This is a genomic window from Desulfosporosinus sp. Sb-LF (assembly GCF_004766055.1).
Classification (GTDB): Bacteria; Bacillota; Desulfitobacteriia; order Desulfitobacteriales; family Desulfitobacteriaceae; genus Desulfosporosinus.
On the sequence record NZ_SPQR01000008.1, the window covers coordinates 74,020 to 91,106 of the forward strand.

Genomic DNA, 17,087 nt, shown 5'->3' on the forward strand with positions numbered 1-17,087 from the left:
TATGAACGCAGATATTCGTTATTCCATAGTTATTCCCGTCTACAACGAAGAAGCTGTCATTGACCAAACTTATCGGCGTTTGAAGCAGGTCATGGATTTAACAAAAGAGCCTTATGAGTTAATTTTCGTGAACGATGGTAGCTGCGATCATACGACTGCTATGATCAAAGGTTTTAGAGATCAGGATGTTGCTGTGAAGCTGATAACGTTTTCCCGTAATTTTGGCCATCAAATTGCCATTACGGCTGGGATGGACTACGCGTCAGGTGCGGCTGTGGTTGTAATTGACGCAGATTTACAGGATCCGCCCGAGCTGATTTTGGATATGATTGCGAAGTGGAAAGAAGGGTTTGGCGTCGTTTACGCCAAACGGACGAAGCGGAAGGGAGAAACATTTTTTAAAAAACAAACTGCCCGTTTGTTTTACCGAATTTTGAAAGCTTCCACGGATCTTGAGATCCCGACGGATACTGGCGATTTTCGCTTATTGGATCGAAGAGTGTGTGAAGAACTAAAACGGCTGCCTGAGAAAAACCGTTACGTTCGCGGCTTAGTAAGTTGGGTTGGCTTCCGACAAACGGCTGTTGAGTATGAAAGGGATGAACGGCTGGCCGGTGAGACGAAGTATCCTCTGAAAAAGATGATCAAGCTAAGTTTGGACGGCCTAACTTCCTTTTCCTTTAAGCCCCTCAAAATGGCGAACTATGCCGGAGTCGTACTCATCACTTCTGGATTAACCTACTTGTTAGTCTTGTTATTTCTAAAGATATTATCCCCTGCGGTTATCGCAGGTTGGAATCTGATTATGGCGATGCAACTGGTGTTAAGCGGCATTCTTCTGACGATGATGGGAATTATCGGAGAATATATCGGACGTATATACGATGAAACAAGAGATCGGCCCTTATATATTGTGAGTGAATGCCATGGAATGATGAAAAAAGAACGGAATGTTAAGAGGGTTGTCTAATATGTCGAAGCGTTCTCTGGAGTTTATGAAGTTCTGCCTGGTAGGGACAGTAAATACGGGTGTCGATTTTGTCGTATTTACTGTTCTCTCCAATTTGGGTGTTCTGTTGTTAATAGCGCAATGTGTCTCCTACACCTGTGGAGTATTGAATAGTTTTCTATTGAACCGGACGTGGACTTTCAGAGGACGCGGTCAATCCTCCGGGCAGTTGATCCGATTCTTGGTACTAAATCTAGGTACGTTGATAATCACTTACGGATTGTTAGTCTACTTTCACAATTCCCTAGCATGGCCATTGATCGTCTGTAAATTGGTGGCAACGTGCGCTAGTCTTGGGATTAATTATGTAGGAAGCCGTTTGTGGATTTTTTCGCCAATCTCACTATAGAATTGGAGGGTTATAGTATGAAAATTAGAAAAGCCGTTATCCCGGCAGCTGGTTTGGGTACGAGATTTTTACCCGCCACCAAAGCCCAACCTAAGGAAATGCTGCCGATCGTTGACAAACCTGCCATCCAATATATCGTGGAAGAAGCGGTACAGTCGGGCATAGAAAGTATACTCATTGTAACGGGCAGAAACAAGAAATCTATTGAAGATCATTTTGACAAGTCTGTGGAACTCGAACAAATGCTGTGGGAAAAGGGGAAAACTGATTTACTAAGCGAGATCCAAACTATTAGCAATATGGTCAACATTCATTATATCCGCCAAAGGGAACCGCTTGGTTTGGGGCATGCCATTCTTTGCGCGGAGCAATTTATTGGCGACGAACCGTTTGCTGTTCTGCTTGGCGACGATATTATGGTTTCCGATCCTCCTGCTTTAAAGCAGCTGATCAATGTCTTTGAAACGGATGATACAACTGTTGTTGGCGTCCAGCCGGTGCATCCGGCGGAGGTCAGCAAATATGGCATTATCTCGGCTGTGGCACAACATAACAAGATTTTACAAGTAAGAGATCTGATTGAAAAGCCCACTCTAGCCAATGCTCCTTCCAATTTGGCAATCATGGGTAGGTATATCTTAAAGCCGTCTATTTTTCCTTTTCTCAAAACCCAAGAAAGAGGAGCGGGGAACGAGTATCAGCTAACAGATGCCTTACGAGAAGTATGTCTTCAGGAAGGTCTGCTTGGGCTGGAGTTGAAGGGAGAACGCTACGATATAGGGGATAAGTTTGGTTATATGAAGGCAATCATTGAAATGGGGCTACAGAGGGAAGAACTACAACCACAGCTGATTGATTATTTGCATCGAGTGCTTAAAAAGCAACATAGTAGGAATCGGCCGAAAAAGGCGGCGGTATGAAAGGAGCACCTAACTAGTGGTATTCAAGAAGCATATTCTTAAAATAAGCTTGTTAGTGATTCTAGTATTAGCCTCAGTCTTTTGCATTACAACCTTGAAGAGTTATAGCGGTAATGCTACTCAATCCACTCAAACTAAAATTGCCTATAGTAACTCGTTTGCAAGTCAAAATGCACCTCAAGAACCAGGCTGGCAGTCCCAACCTTCAGATGCAAGTCAGAGAACGGTATCCCCACACGCAGGTGGGCCAAATGGAATGAAAAGTATGAGTACGAATGCGAGTGCAAATTATTCCTCCCAAGTTATTGCCTATGCTGTTATCTTTTTATTGCTTTTCCTTGCAGCCTATTACCTTGTTATTAAGAAAAAGGCTAAAATCCAGCCTTGTAATGCAAAACTACTGATTCTGACCATACTCGGTGTGGGTTTGCTCTTGCGGATTCCTCTGGCCATGTTGATTAGCGGCCATCCTTTTGATCTAAGTACATTTAAAAACTGGGCAACCACTGCTGCCAATAATTTCTTCCAATTCTATCAAGGACGTAACGCCAGTGATTATCCGCCTTTGTATATCTACGTTTTATTTCTCATTGGGAAAATCGGGAATTTATCTGCACTGAGTCCCTATTTCACGTTGCTTTTAAAGCTACCATCCATCGTTGCGGATATCGCCTCGTCCTTTCTGTTATACAAACTCGCGAAGAAATATCTCTCTTTGGAAATCAGCATCCTGATAGCCGCATTTTACACCTTCAACCCAGCTGTATTTATTAATTCAACGATATGGGGTCAGGTGGATTCCCTCTTCACATTAATCATTATTTCCGCGATTGTTCTGCTTTCGGAAAAGAAAATCGGCGTTGCCACTGTCTTGTTTACTGCAGCTGTTCTTATGAAACCGCAAGGGATTATCTTTCTCCCCGTACTTTTCTTTGAACTGATTAGGCAAAAAACTCTGAGGAGTTGGATAAAAGTAATTATCTCTGCCTTGGTTACGGGCATAGTGATTGTACTTCCATTTTCTTTGAATACGAACGGTCTTTGGATTTTCAAACTCTTTGCAAGTACGCTAAGGGAGTACCCTTATGCTTCTGTTAACGCTTTTAACTTTTTCAGTTTGCTGGGAGCGAACTTTGTAAAGGATGCAGGCACACTATTTGTATTCAGTTATCATACCTGGGGACTGATTGCGATTGTCATGATCACAGCATTCTCATGGTTTCTTTTCATTAAAGGAAAGAACAGGATATATGCTTCTGTTGTAGCACTCCTCCTGATCGTCGGTGTCTTCACGTTTTCTACTAGAATGCATGAACGATATATGTTTCCTGCCGTTGCCTTAGCAATTTTAGCCTTTATTTACCTTAAGGATAAACGATTGGTGTTGTTAGCCGCTGGCTATAGCACGACGATCTATATTAATACTCACTTTGTTCTTTATGAAACGCAGAACGGTATAAATTCTATTGCATTTGGCCCGACTCTGGCCGCCACCTCTCTCTTAAATGTCTTGTTGTTCGTATACCTTTGTAAGGTTTTATATGAGATTGTCACGGAAAGGAGGGGATGTTGCAAAGTAATAACGTAAGACTACCGTGATTAATGTAAACGAATAATCGAAGGAGGGATTTTTTAGATTGAAGAAATTGTATCAACTTAATAAATCTATAAGGAAATCCTGGCTAGCGTCCTTCAGGCCAACAAGACATATTTAAACAGGTATTGGCCTCTTTAACATAACTTCGAAAACTTTGATGCCTAATAGGAAAATATATTATAGAGATTTTAGACTTTCTCTCGCACATTAGGGAAAGACCTTCAATCTCTATAATTTTATGAATGCAAATAAGTTTAGGATATTTCAATACCTGACGAAAAACTGTTAAGATTTTGTGAAACTATGCGAATGTTTAAGATAGCCACAGGAAACTCCTTTTTCTCGTCGAATATACATACACGTAATGTAGTTTGAGTATAGATCACGGATCAGAGGAGTGAATGAGAGATGCTATCAATAATTGCTGGACTCGCTTTAAGTGCCCAAATTTATACACATCAACCGTCCGTTCAAGAACAACCTGCTCACCGTTTACCTAGTTCCAGCATACATGTGTCGGATCGTCGCAGAAATGTAAATAATTTATCTGTTACTCAAACAACCCTTTCACAGTCGGCAAATTCAAGTATTACGCTAAAAGCTGGGGACGATAGAGTGACCAATAATTTGCTCAAATCAGCTGTAAAGATCATTAACCAGACATCTTTGCCGATTTTGAGTAAATATGCTGGCTCGACACCTTCTCAGGCTGTGAACATTGTTTTATTTTCCAGTCCTAAAACTTACGGAAATGCTTTGCTTCAGGCTGGTATCCCAGCTAGTGAAATATCTGTCTACACGGCTAATACTGGTGGAATTACGATTGGCTCTAATATCTGGATTCCTCTTTATAATCTACAAGACATTTCACAGTTGGCTAATGTGATGACCCATGAATTGACACACGTTACCTTTAACCAAGCAGGGTCTGGCGATAAAATGCCTACATGGGTCAACGAAGGAGCTGCTTGGCGAGACGGTTTATTAGCTGAACAACAACTCGACTCTTATGGAACAGCTCTTGAAATGCTAACTCAACAAAGAGGAGTTCAGCAAGCAGTTGGCAATGGTCAGTTACTTCCTCTAACGGCCACAGAACAAAACATCATTACTGCCAATTACAATGTAGAATACGAGGATTTTATGGCTGTAGAATCCCTGATTAAGCAATTTGGTACCGATCAGTTTATTACTTTCTTAAAAGCTGCAACAGCAAAGCAACAAGACGCAAACGAAGCTTTCCAAACAACCTACAAGTTAAGTATGGATGATTTTCAAAAAAGCTTCTTAGGGCAATTGCTTGATCAAACGAAATAGATATCCTGCACATGCTAAACCCCGAGTGTCATTGACACTCGGGGTTTAGCAATAAACGTTTAACTAAAAGGTTGGAAGCATTAAGTCTTGATTCAGGAACATGCTAAAGTAGTAATCTTGGCCAGGCTATAGGGATTTTCTATATGAGTTTTTTAAATAATTAACCCTTGATTCAGGTCGTGTGGCTAAATATACGCCGGTAATTACAATGGCGGCGCTCATGAGTTTAATCAAAGTGATCGACTCACCTAAGATTGTCACAGACTGGATAATCGTAAAGATCGGTACCAAATTAATAAAAATGGCTGTGCGAGGTGCACCAATACGTTGAATGGCAATCATCTGAAAAAGGTAACCCAATACCGAAGCAAACACGCTCATATATAGAATGGAGAGCCATCCCCGCGCTGTCGCTGCAAATAGATATGTGGCAGGGTTTTCCCACAAAACGAAAGGAACGGAAACAACAACACAGATCAGGAAAGTATAGGCAGTGACCATGAGCGGCGATAGAAGGTATTGTTTCATATATCGTCTACTAAGTAGCGAATAGATAGCAAAACAACAGACAGCAATTAGCATCAGTAAATCACCTTTGTTGAATTGAAATTGGGATATTAGCTGCAAATCTCCATTCGTAATGAAGAGAAAGACGCCACTGAAAGACAGAAAAATTCCAAATAATCTCAAGGGAGTTAATCGTTCGCCGAAGAACATGGCAGCCAGAAGTGTCGTGACCATGGGATTAATAGCTCCGATGAGTGACGAATTCATTGCCGTAGTATAGTTTAGTGAACTAAAAAACAATGCGTGATAACAAAAAGTGCCAACGAATCCAAGCAAGATAAGCGCGGGCCATTGTCTACCGCGTGGTAAAAGGTTTCCCGGCTCTTTGATATACAAAATTGCAAAAATCAAGGGCAAAGCGAAAAGGAAACGAAAGAAAGTCAATGCAAATGGGGGGAATTCTCCTACGGCAATTTTGCCAGTAATAAATGCACCAGACCAAAAAACAGTGGTCAGTACCATTAACAAACGGATTTGTTTATCGGACATTTTAACTCTCCTTCTATATAGTTAGCCTAATATAGGTTACTACTAAAGTATTAACAGCTAATTGTACTAATCTATAGAAAAGTAGTCAATTGCAAAAAAACGAGTTAGCGGTGCAATTGTTTGTTAGAAAGCAGTCGGTATGATATAGTGAAATGCGAAAGAATGGGGGTTTTCATGATGCCACGGATGGTGATTTTGGACGGTAATAGCCTTGCGAATCGCGCCTTTTACGCTTTACCGCCGTTGACTACAGCGGATGGTCGCCCAACGAATGTCTTACATGGTTTCCTAACGATGCTTTTTAGATTAGAACAAGAGCAACATCCCGATTATTGGGTAGTCGCTTTCGATAAAACCAAAGCAACGGTTCGTATTGAACAGTATGCCGGGTATAAAGCGCAGAGGAAAGAAACCCCGGAAGGACTGCGTCCTCAATTTGATTATCTTAAAGAAATCTTAACGGAATTGGACGTTCCGATGCTTGAGCTTGCCGGGTATGAAGCGGATGATCTTATTGCTGCAGTCACCAAACAGGCGGAAACACAGGGGATGGAGATTCAGATTTATACGGGGGACAGAGATGCTTTGCAACTTATCTCTGCTAAAACGAACATCTTTCTGACGAAAAAAGGGATCAGTGAAGTCGAATGTTATGATGAAAATGCCCTGTGGGAACGCTACCAGCTGCGTCCTTACCAAATCATCGATCTTAAGGGTCTTATGGGAGACACCTCGGATAACATCCCAGGGGTTCCCGGTGTCGGGGAGAAAACAGCGCTGAAATTACTTTGGGAATTTGAAACAGTCGAGGGAGTTTTGGCGAACGCGAATAAGGTCTCTGGGAAAAAACTGCAGAGTAATTTAAAAGACTATACCGATCAGGCAATCCTGAGTAAAAAACTAGCGACGATGTTAACCGAAGTACCCCTGGCGTTTTCAATTGATGATCTGGTATACCGCCGTCCAAGGGCGACTAAAGTACTTCCCGTTTTAAAAAAGTATGATCTCAAGAATGTGACTCGATTATGGCAAGAACGACATAAAGACGATGAGGAATCGCTCAGAGAATGCCCAGATGAATTGCTTCTGGCATGGCCAGAGCGCACATTGACGGAAGAAGGCTGGCTTGCCCAGATCGAACAATGGCAGGCAAAGAAAATCCCACTCACCTTGGCCTGCCGTTATGAGGGTACTGGTTTACAAGGCGGTCACTGGCTAGAATGGGGAGTGGCAACTCAGGGTGAAGCTTTTACACTAAAACGTGCTGAAATATCCCCAGGTATTGTTAAGGTGTGGTTAGACTTGCTGGGTAATGAGCAGGTTCCCAAAATTTTGGTAGATAGTAAAACGACGGCCTTATTGCTCGCAAACGAAGACACTACATTAAAGGGTGTCACGCTTGATTTAAGTTTAGCATCCTACTTGATTCAATCCGCGCGAACTAAGTTTGCCCCACTGGATTTAGTCAAAGAATACGTTCATAATCAAGATGTCTTCGTGGGCGCTGCGGAAGAAGCCTCAGCATTAGCCCAAGTGGCTCCTAAATTTAAGGAAGAACTCGAATTACTGGGACTCTCAGGCTTGCTGCATGAGATTGAAGAACCTTTGAGCTTAGTACTTGCACAAGTGGAACGCCATGGAATTGCAGTTGACACAGAGCAGCTGACTGCTTTCGGTGAAGGAATCAGTCTAACTCTTAAACAATTAGAGCAAGATATCTATTCTCTTGCCGAAGAATCGTTCAATATAAATTCTCCGAAACAATTGGGTGCAATTCTTTTTGAGAAATTAGGTCTTCCTACTGCAAAAAAGACTAAAACGGGTTATTCCACCAACGCGGAGACGTTGGAGGAACTGCGCTTAGCTCATCCAATCGTTGAGAAAATTCTTGACTATCGGCAACTGAATAAGCTCATGTCAACCTATGTCAATGGGCTGCTCGCTCAAGTGAAGGACGGACGAATTCACACGACTTTCCAACAAACCGTGACAGCGACTGGTCGTTTATCGAGCACAGAACCTAATTTGCAGAATATCCCCATTCGGCTGGAACAGGGTCGACAGTTAAGAAAAGTTTTCCATCCCACGGAAGCAGGATGGGTGCTCCTATCTGCTGACTACTCTCAAATTGAACTTCGAATTTTAGCTCACTATTCTCAAGATCCACTTCTGTGTGAATCGTTTGCACTGGGACAGGACGTCCATACTAGAACAGCAGCGGAAGTCTTTGGTACCTCGCTTGAAGCAGTCACTCCGAACATGCGCCGGAGTGCCAAGGCAGTTAATTTTGGGTTGGTTTACGGGTTAACCGAATTCGGCCTCTCGCGTGATTTGGGAATTCCTCGTAAAGAATCTAAATTTTATATTGAACAATATTTCAAACGCTACAGTGGGGTCAAGCGTTATCTCGAAGAGGTCGTTGAGCAGGCGAAACAAGAGGGACAAGTCCGTACCTTGTTAAACCGTCTCCGGCGTATTCCAGAGTTGTTTCATCCTAATCGTGTTCAACGCAATATGGGAGAACGCATTGCCATGAACACACCTGTACAGGGAACAGCGGCTGACATTATGAAATTAGCGATGATCAATGTTGCCGAAGGGTTGAAGCCCTTCCGGGCGGCCATGCTACTCCAAGTACATGACGAACTCTTGCTTCAAGTGGCTCCAGAGGATTTGGAAAGTGTGGCACGTATGCTGATTGAAGAAATGGAAAACGCTTTCCCACTCGCTGTGCCCATGACAGTCGATTGTAAAGTGGGACCGAATTGGTATGAGATGCAGCCGTTCAAGCCTATGGATTAAGGAGATAACAACATGCCAGAACTTCCAGAGGTTGAAACGATTCGACGGACATTAGCTGAACACGTTACAAACATAAAAATTGAGGAGATTACTCTTTTTTGGCCCGCAGCAGTCTGTGGGTGGGAAAATACGGACTTTACAGCTTTAGTTACCGGGCGACGGATCAAAACAATAGATCGCCGTGGTAAGTATCTTTTGATTCGATTGGATGAAGATTTGACGTTAATAGCGCATATGCGTATGACTGGTCGATTGAATTATTATCGAGATCATCAAGAACCCGAAAAACATACGCATGTGGTCTTTCGCCTAGAACACGGGGAAGTCCATTTTTCAGATGTGCGGAAATTCGGGCGCATTCAAGCCATACCCACCCCATTATGTATAAGTGAATCCTCTCTTAGCAAACTGGGTCCGGAGCCTTTGGAAGCAGAATTCACTCCCGCAGTTCTGAAAGAACGTTTTGGAAAGAAAAAACTCTCTATAAAAGCCGCCTTACTCGACCAGCATGTCTTAGCAGGCTTGGGTAATATCTATGTAGATGAATCCCTTTTCTTGGCGGGAATATCCCCGCAACGAGGAGTGGACACTCTATCCGAGGAAGAAATCTCAAAACTCCATCAAGCTATTCAAAGCGTTCTACAAGCAGGGATAGATGCTCAAGGCACGTCCTTCCGGGATTATCGAGATGCTAATGGAGAAAAAGGATGGTTTGAGAAGGCCCTACAGGTATATGGAAGGGGAGGAGACCCTTGCAATGTGTGTGGGCAGATCTTAGAACGAATACGCCTTGCCGGAAGGACCACAGTTTTCTGCCCGAGGTGTCAGAGGTAACACCCTTGAATTTTCTCAACTATGTAATTGCCTTGTGCCTCATAAAAGATGGCACATTTCGTATTCAGCTCTCTGATTAAGGAGAGCTGTTTTTTCGTTCTGGTTTGACTCAACTGCAGTACTGAAAAACCAGTCATGAAAATAAGTGGCTTAAAAAATAGCCTCTAGTTAACGAGCAAATTGGACATTATGATCTAAGGTAGATTTGAACGCAAAGCCGCGCGTCCATGAGCAAGAAAGAAGCGTATTTTCTTTATAATATAGATGTAAAGTGAACTTGACATTGCAAGAGGTTAAACAACATATACTTGTTATGTAAAGTGAGCTTCACATAACAAGTGCGAAGGAGCTTAAAGTTGAAAAACAAGATAAGGAATCTTAGGGAGCAATTTGATTTGACTCAACTGGATTTGGCTGAAAAAGTTGAAGTATCAAGGCAAACAATTATTTCACTGGAAAATGGCAAATACAATCCCTCTATTTTTCTTGCGTATAAGATTTCAAGAGTGTTCAACTTGCCAATTGAAGAAGTCTTTATATTTGAAGAGGAGGATATTTGATGAGAAGAAATGAATATCTGAAAAGAGAAATAATCTATTCGGCTATCTTTATCCTTGTCGGCATTATAGCTTTAACTGGTTTCGTTATAGGCTTTGAAAAACCTGTGATGATTGGAATTGCAATTGGATTTATTCCAACTGGGGTAGGAATGCTTCTAATTTATCAAAAAGCCAAGAAGCACGCTGGATTTGGTAGGAACATTCAACTTGAAAAAGAAGAGCGGAATACCTATATTAACTCTAAAGCTGGGCATACGGCTTTTTGGGTTTCCTATCGGTATATTTTCATTGCTGTAGTATTAAGTAATGCCATTAGCGTATCAGTGCAGAAATTTGCAATCTTCACGCTAGTATTTATGTCCGTCGTATATTTCCTTTTTGTTGCTATATACCATAGAAAATATTAAGACTAATCATAAATTATTAGACGCTTATAGCGGCCGCCGTTCAATTGAGGCCTCTGACATTGGGGGAGAATTAGATGGGTAGAAAAATTAGAAGTACGATCTTAGTTTCAATATGCATTTTAGTTTTAACTGGATGCACAAATCAAGGTCAAGTTAAGGAGAATGCTCAGCTTAAGACGAAAATAGAATTGCTGAAACAACAAAACGAAGCTGCAAACAACAAGGTTAAGGAGCATGAAGAACTTTACGAGTTACGGAATACTTTAGATAGCAACCTGAATATTACTTTGAGATCTTTGACTAAAGGGGATTATGAATCGGCACAAAAGAATCTAGCCCCGACAATTCATATTAAGGACAAAAAAATGATAACCAGTTCAAATGCCGGGGACTATGAGTTTATTATCCCAGATAAGCCAATGAACCTAAGGCAAAGAGCATTTATGAAGAATGGCGGTAATTATAGCGCAATCTACGAGATGTATGATGCTGGATATACCACGGGTTACAAATACGTGGACCGAATTTATACATTAAATGTCGGTTATGTCCAAGATGGTGGTACATGGAAATTGAGCAGTGTAATGATTGACGAGTGATAGAGAGGTTTTCGTATTACCGACACTTTGCCAGATTTATAGCTTACTTAACATGGTCGCACAAAAACAATGGGATGATTTAACCGAATACTAAAATACATGTAGACAGTGTGATTAACTATGAAGGCATAGTATTGCCGTGGTTTCGTATAGTAGAGGGTTTGCGACATCGGGGAATGAATGTAATAACCCGACGTCGCAAACCCTCGGAACGTTGCTAGTAACAAGGATAATTATAATCTCCGCAGGTTTTGGAAGGTTTTCTTGTACCACTCCCAATGGGTTACGAGGTGGTAAACGGTGACAATGACAAGAGTTACAGAAGCCCATTTGTGAATATCCTCAAGTAATAAAGTAAGTTCGTCACGGCCGGAATGGAACGGGAAGACAAGCCAGACAAGTAGGCCGGTGATTGTAGCGACTAATATTAAAGAAATTAACGTAGTGTCTACTAGGAAATTTCTTTTTGCTTTATTCATATATACCACCCAATTAATCATATCTTGGGTTGCCAGGGTTTAGTACTTTCTTGAAAGAGATAAAGCGTGAGAAAGGAGGTCATTATGAGAAAGTGTTTTCTGGCATTTTGGCTATTGGCGTTCTTTTTTGGTACTCCACAAGTTAGTTTTGGTGCAGATGCCCTTACTCGAATGTTACACGCAGAAGAATTTGAATCATTTCGACAAGACCAAGATGCGCTAATTGTTGAGGGCTTCTCGGCGATCTCGCCTGTATAAAATGGTATGTAAATTCCGGCGGTAAGGAAAGCAATTTCTCCTTTATTAGCAATAGTGCCTATGTGAAACGCCCAGATGGGCAGCTTTTTCAAATATGTCCAAAGTCAAATCTCGACAACGGGACTATATCGCAAAGTGTCTCCCACGATCAATCTGGAGAAAATCAGAGGAGCAGGGGTTTATAACATCCATTAAACCCTATTCGTTAGTTATTGCAATCGGTGTACTTATAATTAACGCTTGGTTGTTTGTAAGGCTATTTTCGAAGGAGAAGTAATTGTCCTTGGAATGACTTCTTGTTAAAATACTGGGGAATGCAATGCCTTTGTTCCAAGTAGGATCTGCCGTAGCCATCAAACATAGGGCGTTTTAGTGTATGGCTCGCATTTCACTTTTGACTCAGCATGCGGAATTTTAGGAGTTAAGAAATGCAAAACAACAAGACGGTGGTTTTAATCCATGGATTCAACAAAAATGAATCAGACATGTGTACCCTCAAATCCAACTTAACTGACCTAGGATACTATTGTGTTACAATTAATCTTCCTACCAGGTTTGGGACACTAGACGACTGTAATAAAGTTCTACAAAGTGAGCTTGTTAAAGTGCTTTCTTCCATGGCAAAACAGCAGCAGATCCATTTGGTTGGACACAGTATGGGTGGCCTCATCATTAGGAATTATCTAGCGAAACACTCCTTTCCAAACTTAGGTCGATGTGTATTAATTGCAACACCCAATAGTGGATCCAAACTTGCCGACCTAGCTCACAAGATTTTCCCACCAGTAGCAAAAGTCTTTAAGCCTATAAGTGAGCTCAAAACTAATGGTACTCAGATTCCGAAACCCGTTAATATTCCATGTCCTGAAATAGGAGTGATAGCAGGCAATAAATGTAATCTATTGTTAGGGATTCTTCTACCTAATGAAAATGATGGTAGGGTTGAAGTTGATTCGACCAAACTAGAAGGAATGAAAGATTTTATTGTCAAACGGTTTGGTCACATGGAAATACACCACAAATTTGATATTGCAATTCTCATAGATAACTTCTTGCAAAACGGAACTTTTCAGGGCCAAGATGAACCTGATTCGCATGATTGTTAGAAAGCAGTGGGTATGATATAGTGAAATGCGAAAGATTAGGTTCAATGGGCTCTCAATGGAGGAAAAAATGATAACCAATAAGTTTTTTAGAGGAATTGATGACCTTACGGATGCTTTTTTCATCAGAAAGCAAGTTTTTATTGATGAACAAGGCATATCTGAGACGATAGAAAGAGATAGTTATGACCAGAGTTCTGACCACGTTGTTATTTATGAAAATAGTCAACCAATAGGGACCGGAAGATTAGTCTTCAAATATGGAGAATACTCAATTGGAAGAGTAGCAGTTCTCAAAGAGCATAGGGCTAAGAATGTTGGAGCTTTAGTGGTTAACCTATTAAAAGACAAAGCGATCCATCATGGTGCCAGTGAAGTACACGTCCATGCTCAAAAGGAAGTTGAAGGATTCTATCGGAAATTAGGATACAAGGCATATGGAGATATTTATGAAGAAGCAGGGATTGAACATATAAGCATGTCGATAAACCGGTAAATTTCCTCCTTCACTTTAAAAAAAGGGGCTAGCTAGAGAAATGAGTGTTTTATTTTGCCGGGATTGCGGCGTCGATATTTCAGGTGATCCGCTCTTTCGGCGGATTAGTTTTGCTCTGGAACATGGAGAAAAGGCTGCACTGGTCGGCCCGAATGGGGCGGGTAAAACTACCCTAATTCGAGCCTGCTTGGGAGATATACGTTTAGAAAGCGGAGAAGTGCAAATTTTTGGCTCGTACGGATATCTTCCTCAAACTCCGATTGTCGAGGATGAGGGGAACGTTTTTGAGTGTGTAATCCAAGAACGAGCGGATTTGTTACAAATGCAGGACCAACTGCGTGAATTAGAAGAAAAGATGGCACTTACACCTAGTGAGAAAGTCATGGAACAATATGCTGCTTTGACTGAGTTGTTTGAGCGGCAGGGGGGATATGCTTTAGAAGCTTTGGTCCGGAGAATCTTGTCTGGGCTTGGACTAGAGGCAGAGATAAATTCCCTAGTTACCACCTTGAGTGGGGGACAAAAGACTCGACTAGCCTTGTGTAAGCTGTTGCTTAGATCCCCTGAACTTCTGATTTTGGATGAGCCAACAAATCACTTAGATATCGCTGCTCTAGAGTGGTTAGAGGGATATTTGCGAGATTATCCGGGGGCCTTGCTCATTGTTTCTCACGATCGTTACTTTTTGGATCGTACCATCTCTCGGGTGTTTTGCCTGGAAAATGGGGGATTAAAGTCATATACTGGTAATTACTCAGAATATGAACTTCTGCGCATTATAGAAAGTAAAACAATAGGCCGTGAAGCAGAGCGGTTGGAGAAGAAAATTGCCAAACTTGAGGAGTATGTCCGGAGAAATAAGGCAGGGGTAAATTCGAAACAGGCACGCGGGCGCGAAAGTCAACTGCAGAAGCTAAAACCGATCCAGGTCACAAAGGTAGATCATGGGCTTGCTATTACGCTTCAAAGTGGGGGACGAAGTGGGGATCGTGTTCTTTTGATCGATGATCTTACCATCACCTACGGAGCCCGTACCCTCTTTCAAAAAGTTCAGTTGGATTTGAGACGGGGAGATCGGGTTGCTTTGTTGGGAAAAAATGGAGTTGGCAAGACCTCTATTCTGAAAGCGATTCTCCATCAGGCTCCTTTTAAGGGAACCATTCGCTTAGGTGCGAATGTAAAGATTGCCTACTATTCACAAGAACATGAGAATTTGGGTAGTTCGGGAACCCTAATGGACGAGATTCGGAATGTCTCGAATTTGAAGGACCCGGAAATTAGGAATTTGCTCGCACGGTATGGATTTAGGCAAGATGACGTTTTTAAGCACGTTTCTGTACTGAGCGGGGGAGAAAAGAGCCGTTTGGCTTTGTGTAAACTTTTCCTCGAGCAAGGAAACTTGTTGTTATTGGATGAACCTACTAATCATCTTGACGCTGAAACCCGTGGAGTGCTTGAAGAGGCTCTCCAAGAGTATGACGGTACCGTGCTTGTTGTTTCCCATGACCGATATTTTTTGGACAAAGTTGTTGGTAAGATCGCAGAATTAACAACAGTTGGGCTGTCACTCTATGAAGGAGATTACACCGGTTTCAAGGAATATAAACAGCAAGAAGAAACGGTCGTAGCACCGCTCGAACGAAGTTCTAAGCCTATTAACCAAGAACAGCAAGAAACTCGTAATTTAGCGCGAGAAAAAAAGCGTATGAAGCAACTGGAACTAGAAATCGAAGAGCTAGAAGAGGCGCTCCAAACCTTAGAATCAGAACTTTCCCTAGCAAATACTAATTATGAATTAGCCATGAAGCTACACGAAGAATCCGAGAAAGTTCAGAAACGCTTAGATAGTGTCTTAGAAGAATGGGTTGCAGGTAGCGATTGATTTCACCAAATAGAGTCTAAACCCATATATTATCCTGAAGTCGCAAGGTGGAGGGATACATATATGGGAGTAGCTTTACTTATGGCAGTGGCTTTAAGTTTAGATGGATTTGGTGTAGGGTTGGCCTATGGGCTACGCCGCATTCGCATACCAATGAGTTCTCTTATTGTCATTGCCCTGTGTACCGTTTTTGCAATGGGTACATCCATGCTTTTTGGCAGTTGGGTGATGTTATGGCTTAGGTTTATTCCAGCAAGTTTATTAGGGGCTGTCATTTTGCTAGCTCTGGGAGTTTTTCAACTGTCCAAGGCAATATGGAATCGTAAACGGGAAATATTCCCGGAAGCGGTTCCGGCGATGGCTGTGACACTTCAGATGCCGGTGATGGAGCCGATCTTTCGATTTCAATTTCGTTTTTTGGGATTAGTGATTCAGGTGTTAAAGACACCGGATATAGCGGATGTTGATGGCTCTGGAGGGATTAATTTCCGTGAAAGTCTGCTCCTTGGCAGTGCATTAGCTATGGATGCTTTTGCCAGCGGAATAGGAGCGGCAATGGCAGGAATGACTCTATCCGTCGTTGGGGTCGTGGCCATAACACAAATAATGATGTTACGTGGAGGCCAACAGATGGCCGGCAAAATCCCTGAAAACTGGACGGCTAAAGCGGAATTTTTACCGGGCGTTGTGTTAATCTTGATAGGACTGGGTAAATTGATCTGAGGTGAGGTATTTGTTGACTATCGGACTGACGGGTGGGATCGGAAGCGGTAAATCTACGGTTGCCCAATGGTTTAGAAAACATGGGGTTCCGGTATTAGATGCCGACAAAACGGTGCACCGTTTGTTAGAATCGGATCTGTCGATTATTTCAAAACTGATTGGAGAATTCGGGCCTGCTATCCTAGAGGAAAACGGAAAAATTAGTCGTTCTAAACTGGGTGCTCGAGTTTTTGGTAATGAGGATGCACGAAGGCGCTTAGAGCGCGTCGTACATCCTCGCGTAGTGGAATGCATGAACGATGAGCTGGCCACGCTTCGGGATACAGGGATCGAAATTTGTGTGTGGGATGTGCCTTTACTTTTTGAAGCGGGTTTCGAGCTGTTTGTCGACGAGGTTTGGGTTGTGTGGGTACCACGGAACCTGCAAATTGACCGCGTTCTTGTGCGGGACAAGCTGAGTCAGGCAGAGGTGGGAGCCCGTATCGCCGCCCAATGGTCTTTAGATGAAAAGCGTAACCGAGCGGATGTCGTAATTGATAACTCCGGAAATCTGCGTGAAACTGAATGCCAGCTTAAAGAGTTGTGGAATAAATTACTGAGAAGGCTAAGCTCCAGTGATACATAATCGCTCATGTTTAGTAGTACAGTTAGCCAATAGCTAAAATTATGATAGAAAGGAACGGGCGTAACATCCCC

The 17,087-nt window shown here is 42.3% G+C and carries 18 protein-coding genes; 16 read left to right on the top strand and 2 right to left on the bottom strand.

Annotation, left to right across the window (positions count from 1 at the left end):
* Nucleotide 1: 1 nt before the first annotated feature.
* The 5 genes from E4K68_RS13230 to E4K68_RS13250 all read left to right on the top strand — a co-directional run bounded on the left by E4K68_RS13230 (nt 2) and on the right by E4K68_RS13250 (nt 5,192).
* Nucleotides 2–970 (top strand): glycosyltransferase family 2 protein, encoded by a 969-nt coding sequence (locus E4K68_RS13230; protein WP_135379414.1) that lies wholly within the window; start codon nt 2–4, stop codon nt 968–970.
* A gap of 1 nt (nt 971) precedes the next feature.
* Complete coding sequence (locus E4K68_RS13235; RefSeq protein ID WP_199241767.1) at nt 972–1,358, top strand: GtrA family protein; 387 nt, start codon at nt 972–974, stop codon at nt 1,356–1,358.
* 17 nt (nt 1,359–1,375) lie between these two features.
* Complete coding sequence (gene galU / locus E4K68_RS13240; RefSeq protein ID WP_135379415.1) at nt 1,376–2,278, top strand: UTP--glucose-1-phosphate uridylyltransferase GalU; 903 nt, start codon at nt 1,376–1,378, stop codon at nt 2,276–2,278.
* 16 nt (nt 2,279–2,294) lie between these two features.
* A complete protein-coding gene (locus E4K68_RS13245; protein WP_135379416.1) occupies nt 2,295–3,866 on the top strand; it encodes a glycosyltransferase family 39 protein in 1,572 nt (523 codons plus the stop codon).
* Nucleotides 3,867–4,283: 417 nt separating this feature from the next.
* Nucleotides 4,284–5,192, top strand: a complete 909-nt coding sequence (locus E4K68_RS13250; RefSeq protein WP_135379417.1) for a hypothetical protein — start codon at nt 4,284–4,286, stop codon at nt 5,190–5,192.
* A 126-nt stretch (nt 5,193–5,318) separates the two neighbouring features.
* Here E4K68_RS13250 and E4K68_RS13255 read toward each other — a convergent pair whose 3' ends face one another.
* Nucleotides 5,319–6,248, bottom strand: coding sequence for a DMT family transporter (locus tag E4K68_RS13255; protein WP_135379418.1), 930 nt, complete (start codon nt 6,246–6,248; stop codon nt 5,319–5,321).
* A 177-nt stretch (nt 6,249–6,425) separates the two neighbouring features.
* Between E4K68_RS13255 and polA the strand changes: the two genes are divergently transcribed.
* The 5 genes from polA to E4K68_RS13280 all read left to right on the top strand — a co-directional run bounded on the left by polA (nt 6,426) and on the right by E4K68_RS13280 (nt 11,450).
* Nucleotides 6,426–9,050 carry a DNA polymerase I gene (gene polA, locus E4K68_RS13260; protein WP_135379566.1) on the top strand — a complete coding sequence of 875 codons (2,625 nt, stop codon included), beginning with the start codon at nt 6,426–6,428 and terminating at the stop codon, nt 9,048–9,050.
* Nucleotides 9,051–9,062: 12 nt separating this feature from the next.
* Nucleotides 9,063–9,884 carry a bifunctional DNA-formamidopyrimidine glycosylase/DNA-(apurinic or apyrimidinic site) lyase gene (gene mutM / locus E4K68_RS13265; protein WP_135379419.1) on the top strand — a complete coding sequence of 274 codons (822 nt, stop codon included), beginning with the start codon at nt 9,063–9,065 and terminating at the stop codon, nt 9,882–9,884.
* Nucleotides 9,885–10,240: 356 nt separating this feature from the next.
* The gene (locus E4K68_RS13270; RefSeq protein ID WP_135379420.1) at nt 10,241–10,444 is read left to right on the top strand and encodes a helix-turn-helix transcriptional regulator; all 204 of its coding nucleotides are present in this window, start codon (nt 10,241–10,243) and stop codon (nt 10,442–10,444) included.
* Nucleotides 10,444–10,851, top strand: coding sequence for a hypothetical protein (locus E4K68_RS13275; protein ID WP_135379421.1), 408 nt, complete (start codon nt 10,444–10,446; stop codon nt 10,849–10,851). The genes E4K68_RS13270 and E4K68_RS13275 overlap by 1 nt, the downstream gene beginning before the upstream one ends.
* 74 nt (nt 10,852–10,925) lie before the next feature.
* Nucleotides 10,926–11,450 (top strand): hypothetical protein, encoded by a 525-nt coding sequence (locus E4K68_RS13280; RefSeq protein WP_135379422.1) that lies wholly within the window; start codon nt 10,926–10,928, stop codon nt 11,448–11,450.
* 233 nt (nt 11,451–11,683) lie between these two features.
* Here the strand turns inward: E4K68_RS13280 and E4K68_RS13285 are convergent, their stop codons facing one another.
* Nucleotides 11,684–11,950, bottom strand: a complete 267-nt coding sequence (locus E4K68_RS13285; protein ID WP_135379423.1) for a DUF4405 domain-containing protein — start codon at nt 11,948–11,950, stop codon at nt 11,684–11,686.
* Between the two features lie 63 nt (nt 11,951–12,013).
* Here E4K68_RS13285 and E4K68_RS20395 point away from each other — a divergent pair, with 63 nt between their 5' ends.
* From E4K68_RS20395 to coaE, 6 genes are all read left to right on the top strand, one after another.
* Complete coding sequence (locus E4K68_RS20395) at nt 12,014–12,187, top strand: hypothetical protein (RefSeq protein ID WP_158291418.1); 174 nt, start codon at nt 12,014–12,016, stop codon at nt 12,185–12,187.
* Between the two features lie 428 nt (nt 12,188–12,615).
* Nucleotides 12,616–13,293, top strand: a complete 678-nt coding sequence (locus E4K68_RS13290) for an alpha/beta fold hydrolase (RefSeq protein WP_135379424.1) — start codon at nt 12,616–12,618, stop codon at nt 13,291–13,293.
* A gap of 55 nt (nt 13,294–13,348) precedes the next feature.
* Nucleotides 13,349–13,786: a GNAT family N-acetyltransferase gene (locus tag E4K68_RS13295; protein ID WP_135379425.1), complete on the top strand. Its 438-nt coding sequence runs from the start codon at nt 13,349–13,351 to the stop codon at nt 13,784–13,786.
* Nucleotides 13,787–13,826: 40 nt separating this feature from the next.
* Nucleotides 13,827–15,668 (top strand): ABC-F family ATP-binding cassette domain-containing protein, encoded by a 1,842-nt coding sequence (locus E4K68_RS13300; RefSeq protein WP_135379426.1) that lies wholly within the window; start codon nt 13,827–13,829, stop codon nt 15,666–15,668.
* A 63-nt stretch (nt 15,669–15,731) separates the two neighbouring features.
* Nucleotides 15,732–16,391, top strand: coding sequence for a sporulation membrane protein YtaF (ytaF, locus tag E4K68_RS13305; protein WP_135379427.1), 660 nt, complete (start codon nt 15,732–15,734; stop codon nt 16,389–16,391).
* Nucleotides 16,392–16,401: 10 nt separating this feature from the next.
* Nucleotides 16,402–17,016: a dephospho-CoA kinase gene (gene coaE, locus E4K68_RS13310; protein WP_135379428.1), complete on the top strand. Its 615-nt coding sequence runs from the start codon at nt 16,402–16,404 to the stop codon at nt 17,014–17,016.
* Nucleotides 17,017–17,087: the final 71 nt, after the last annotated feature.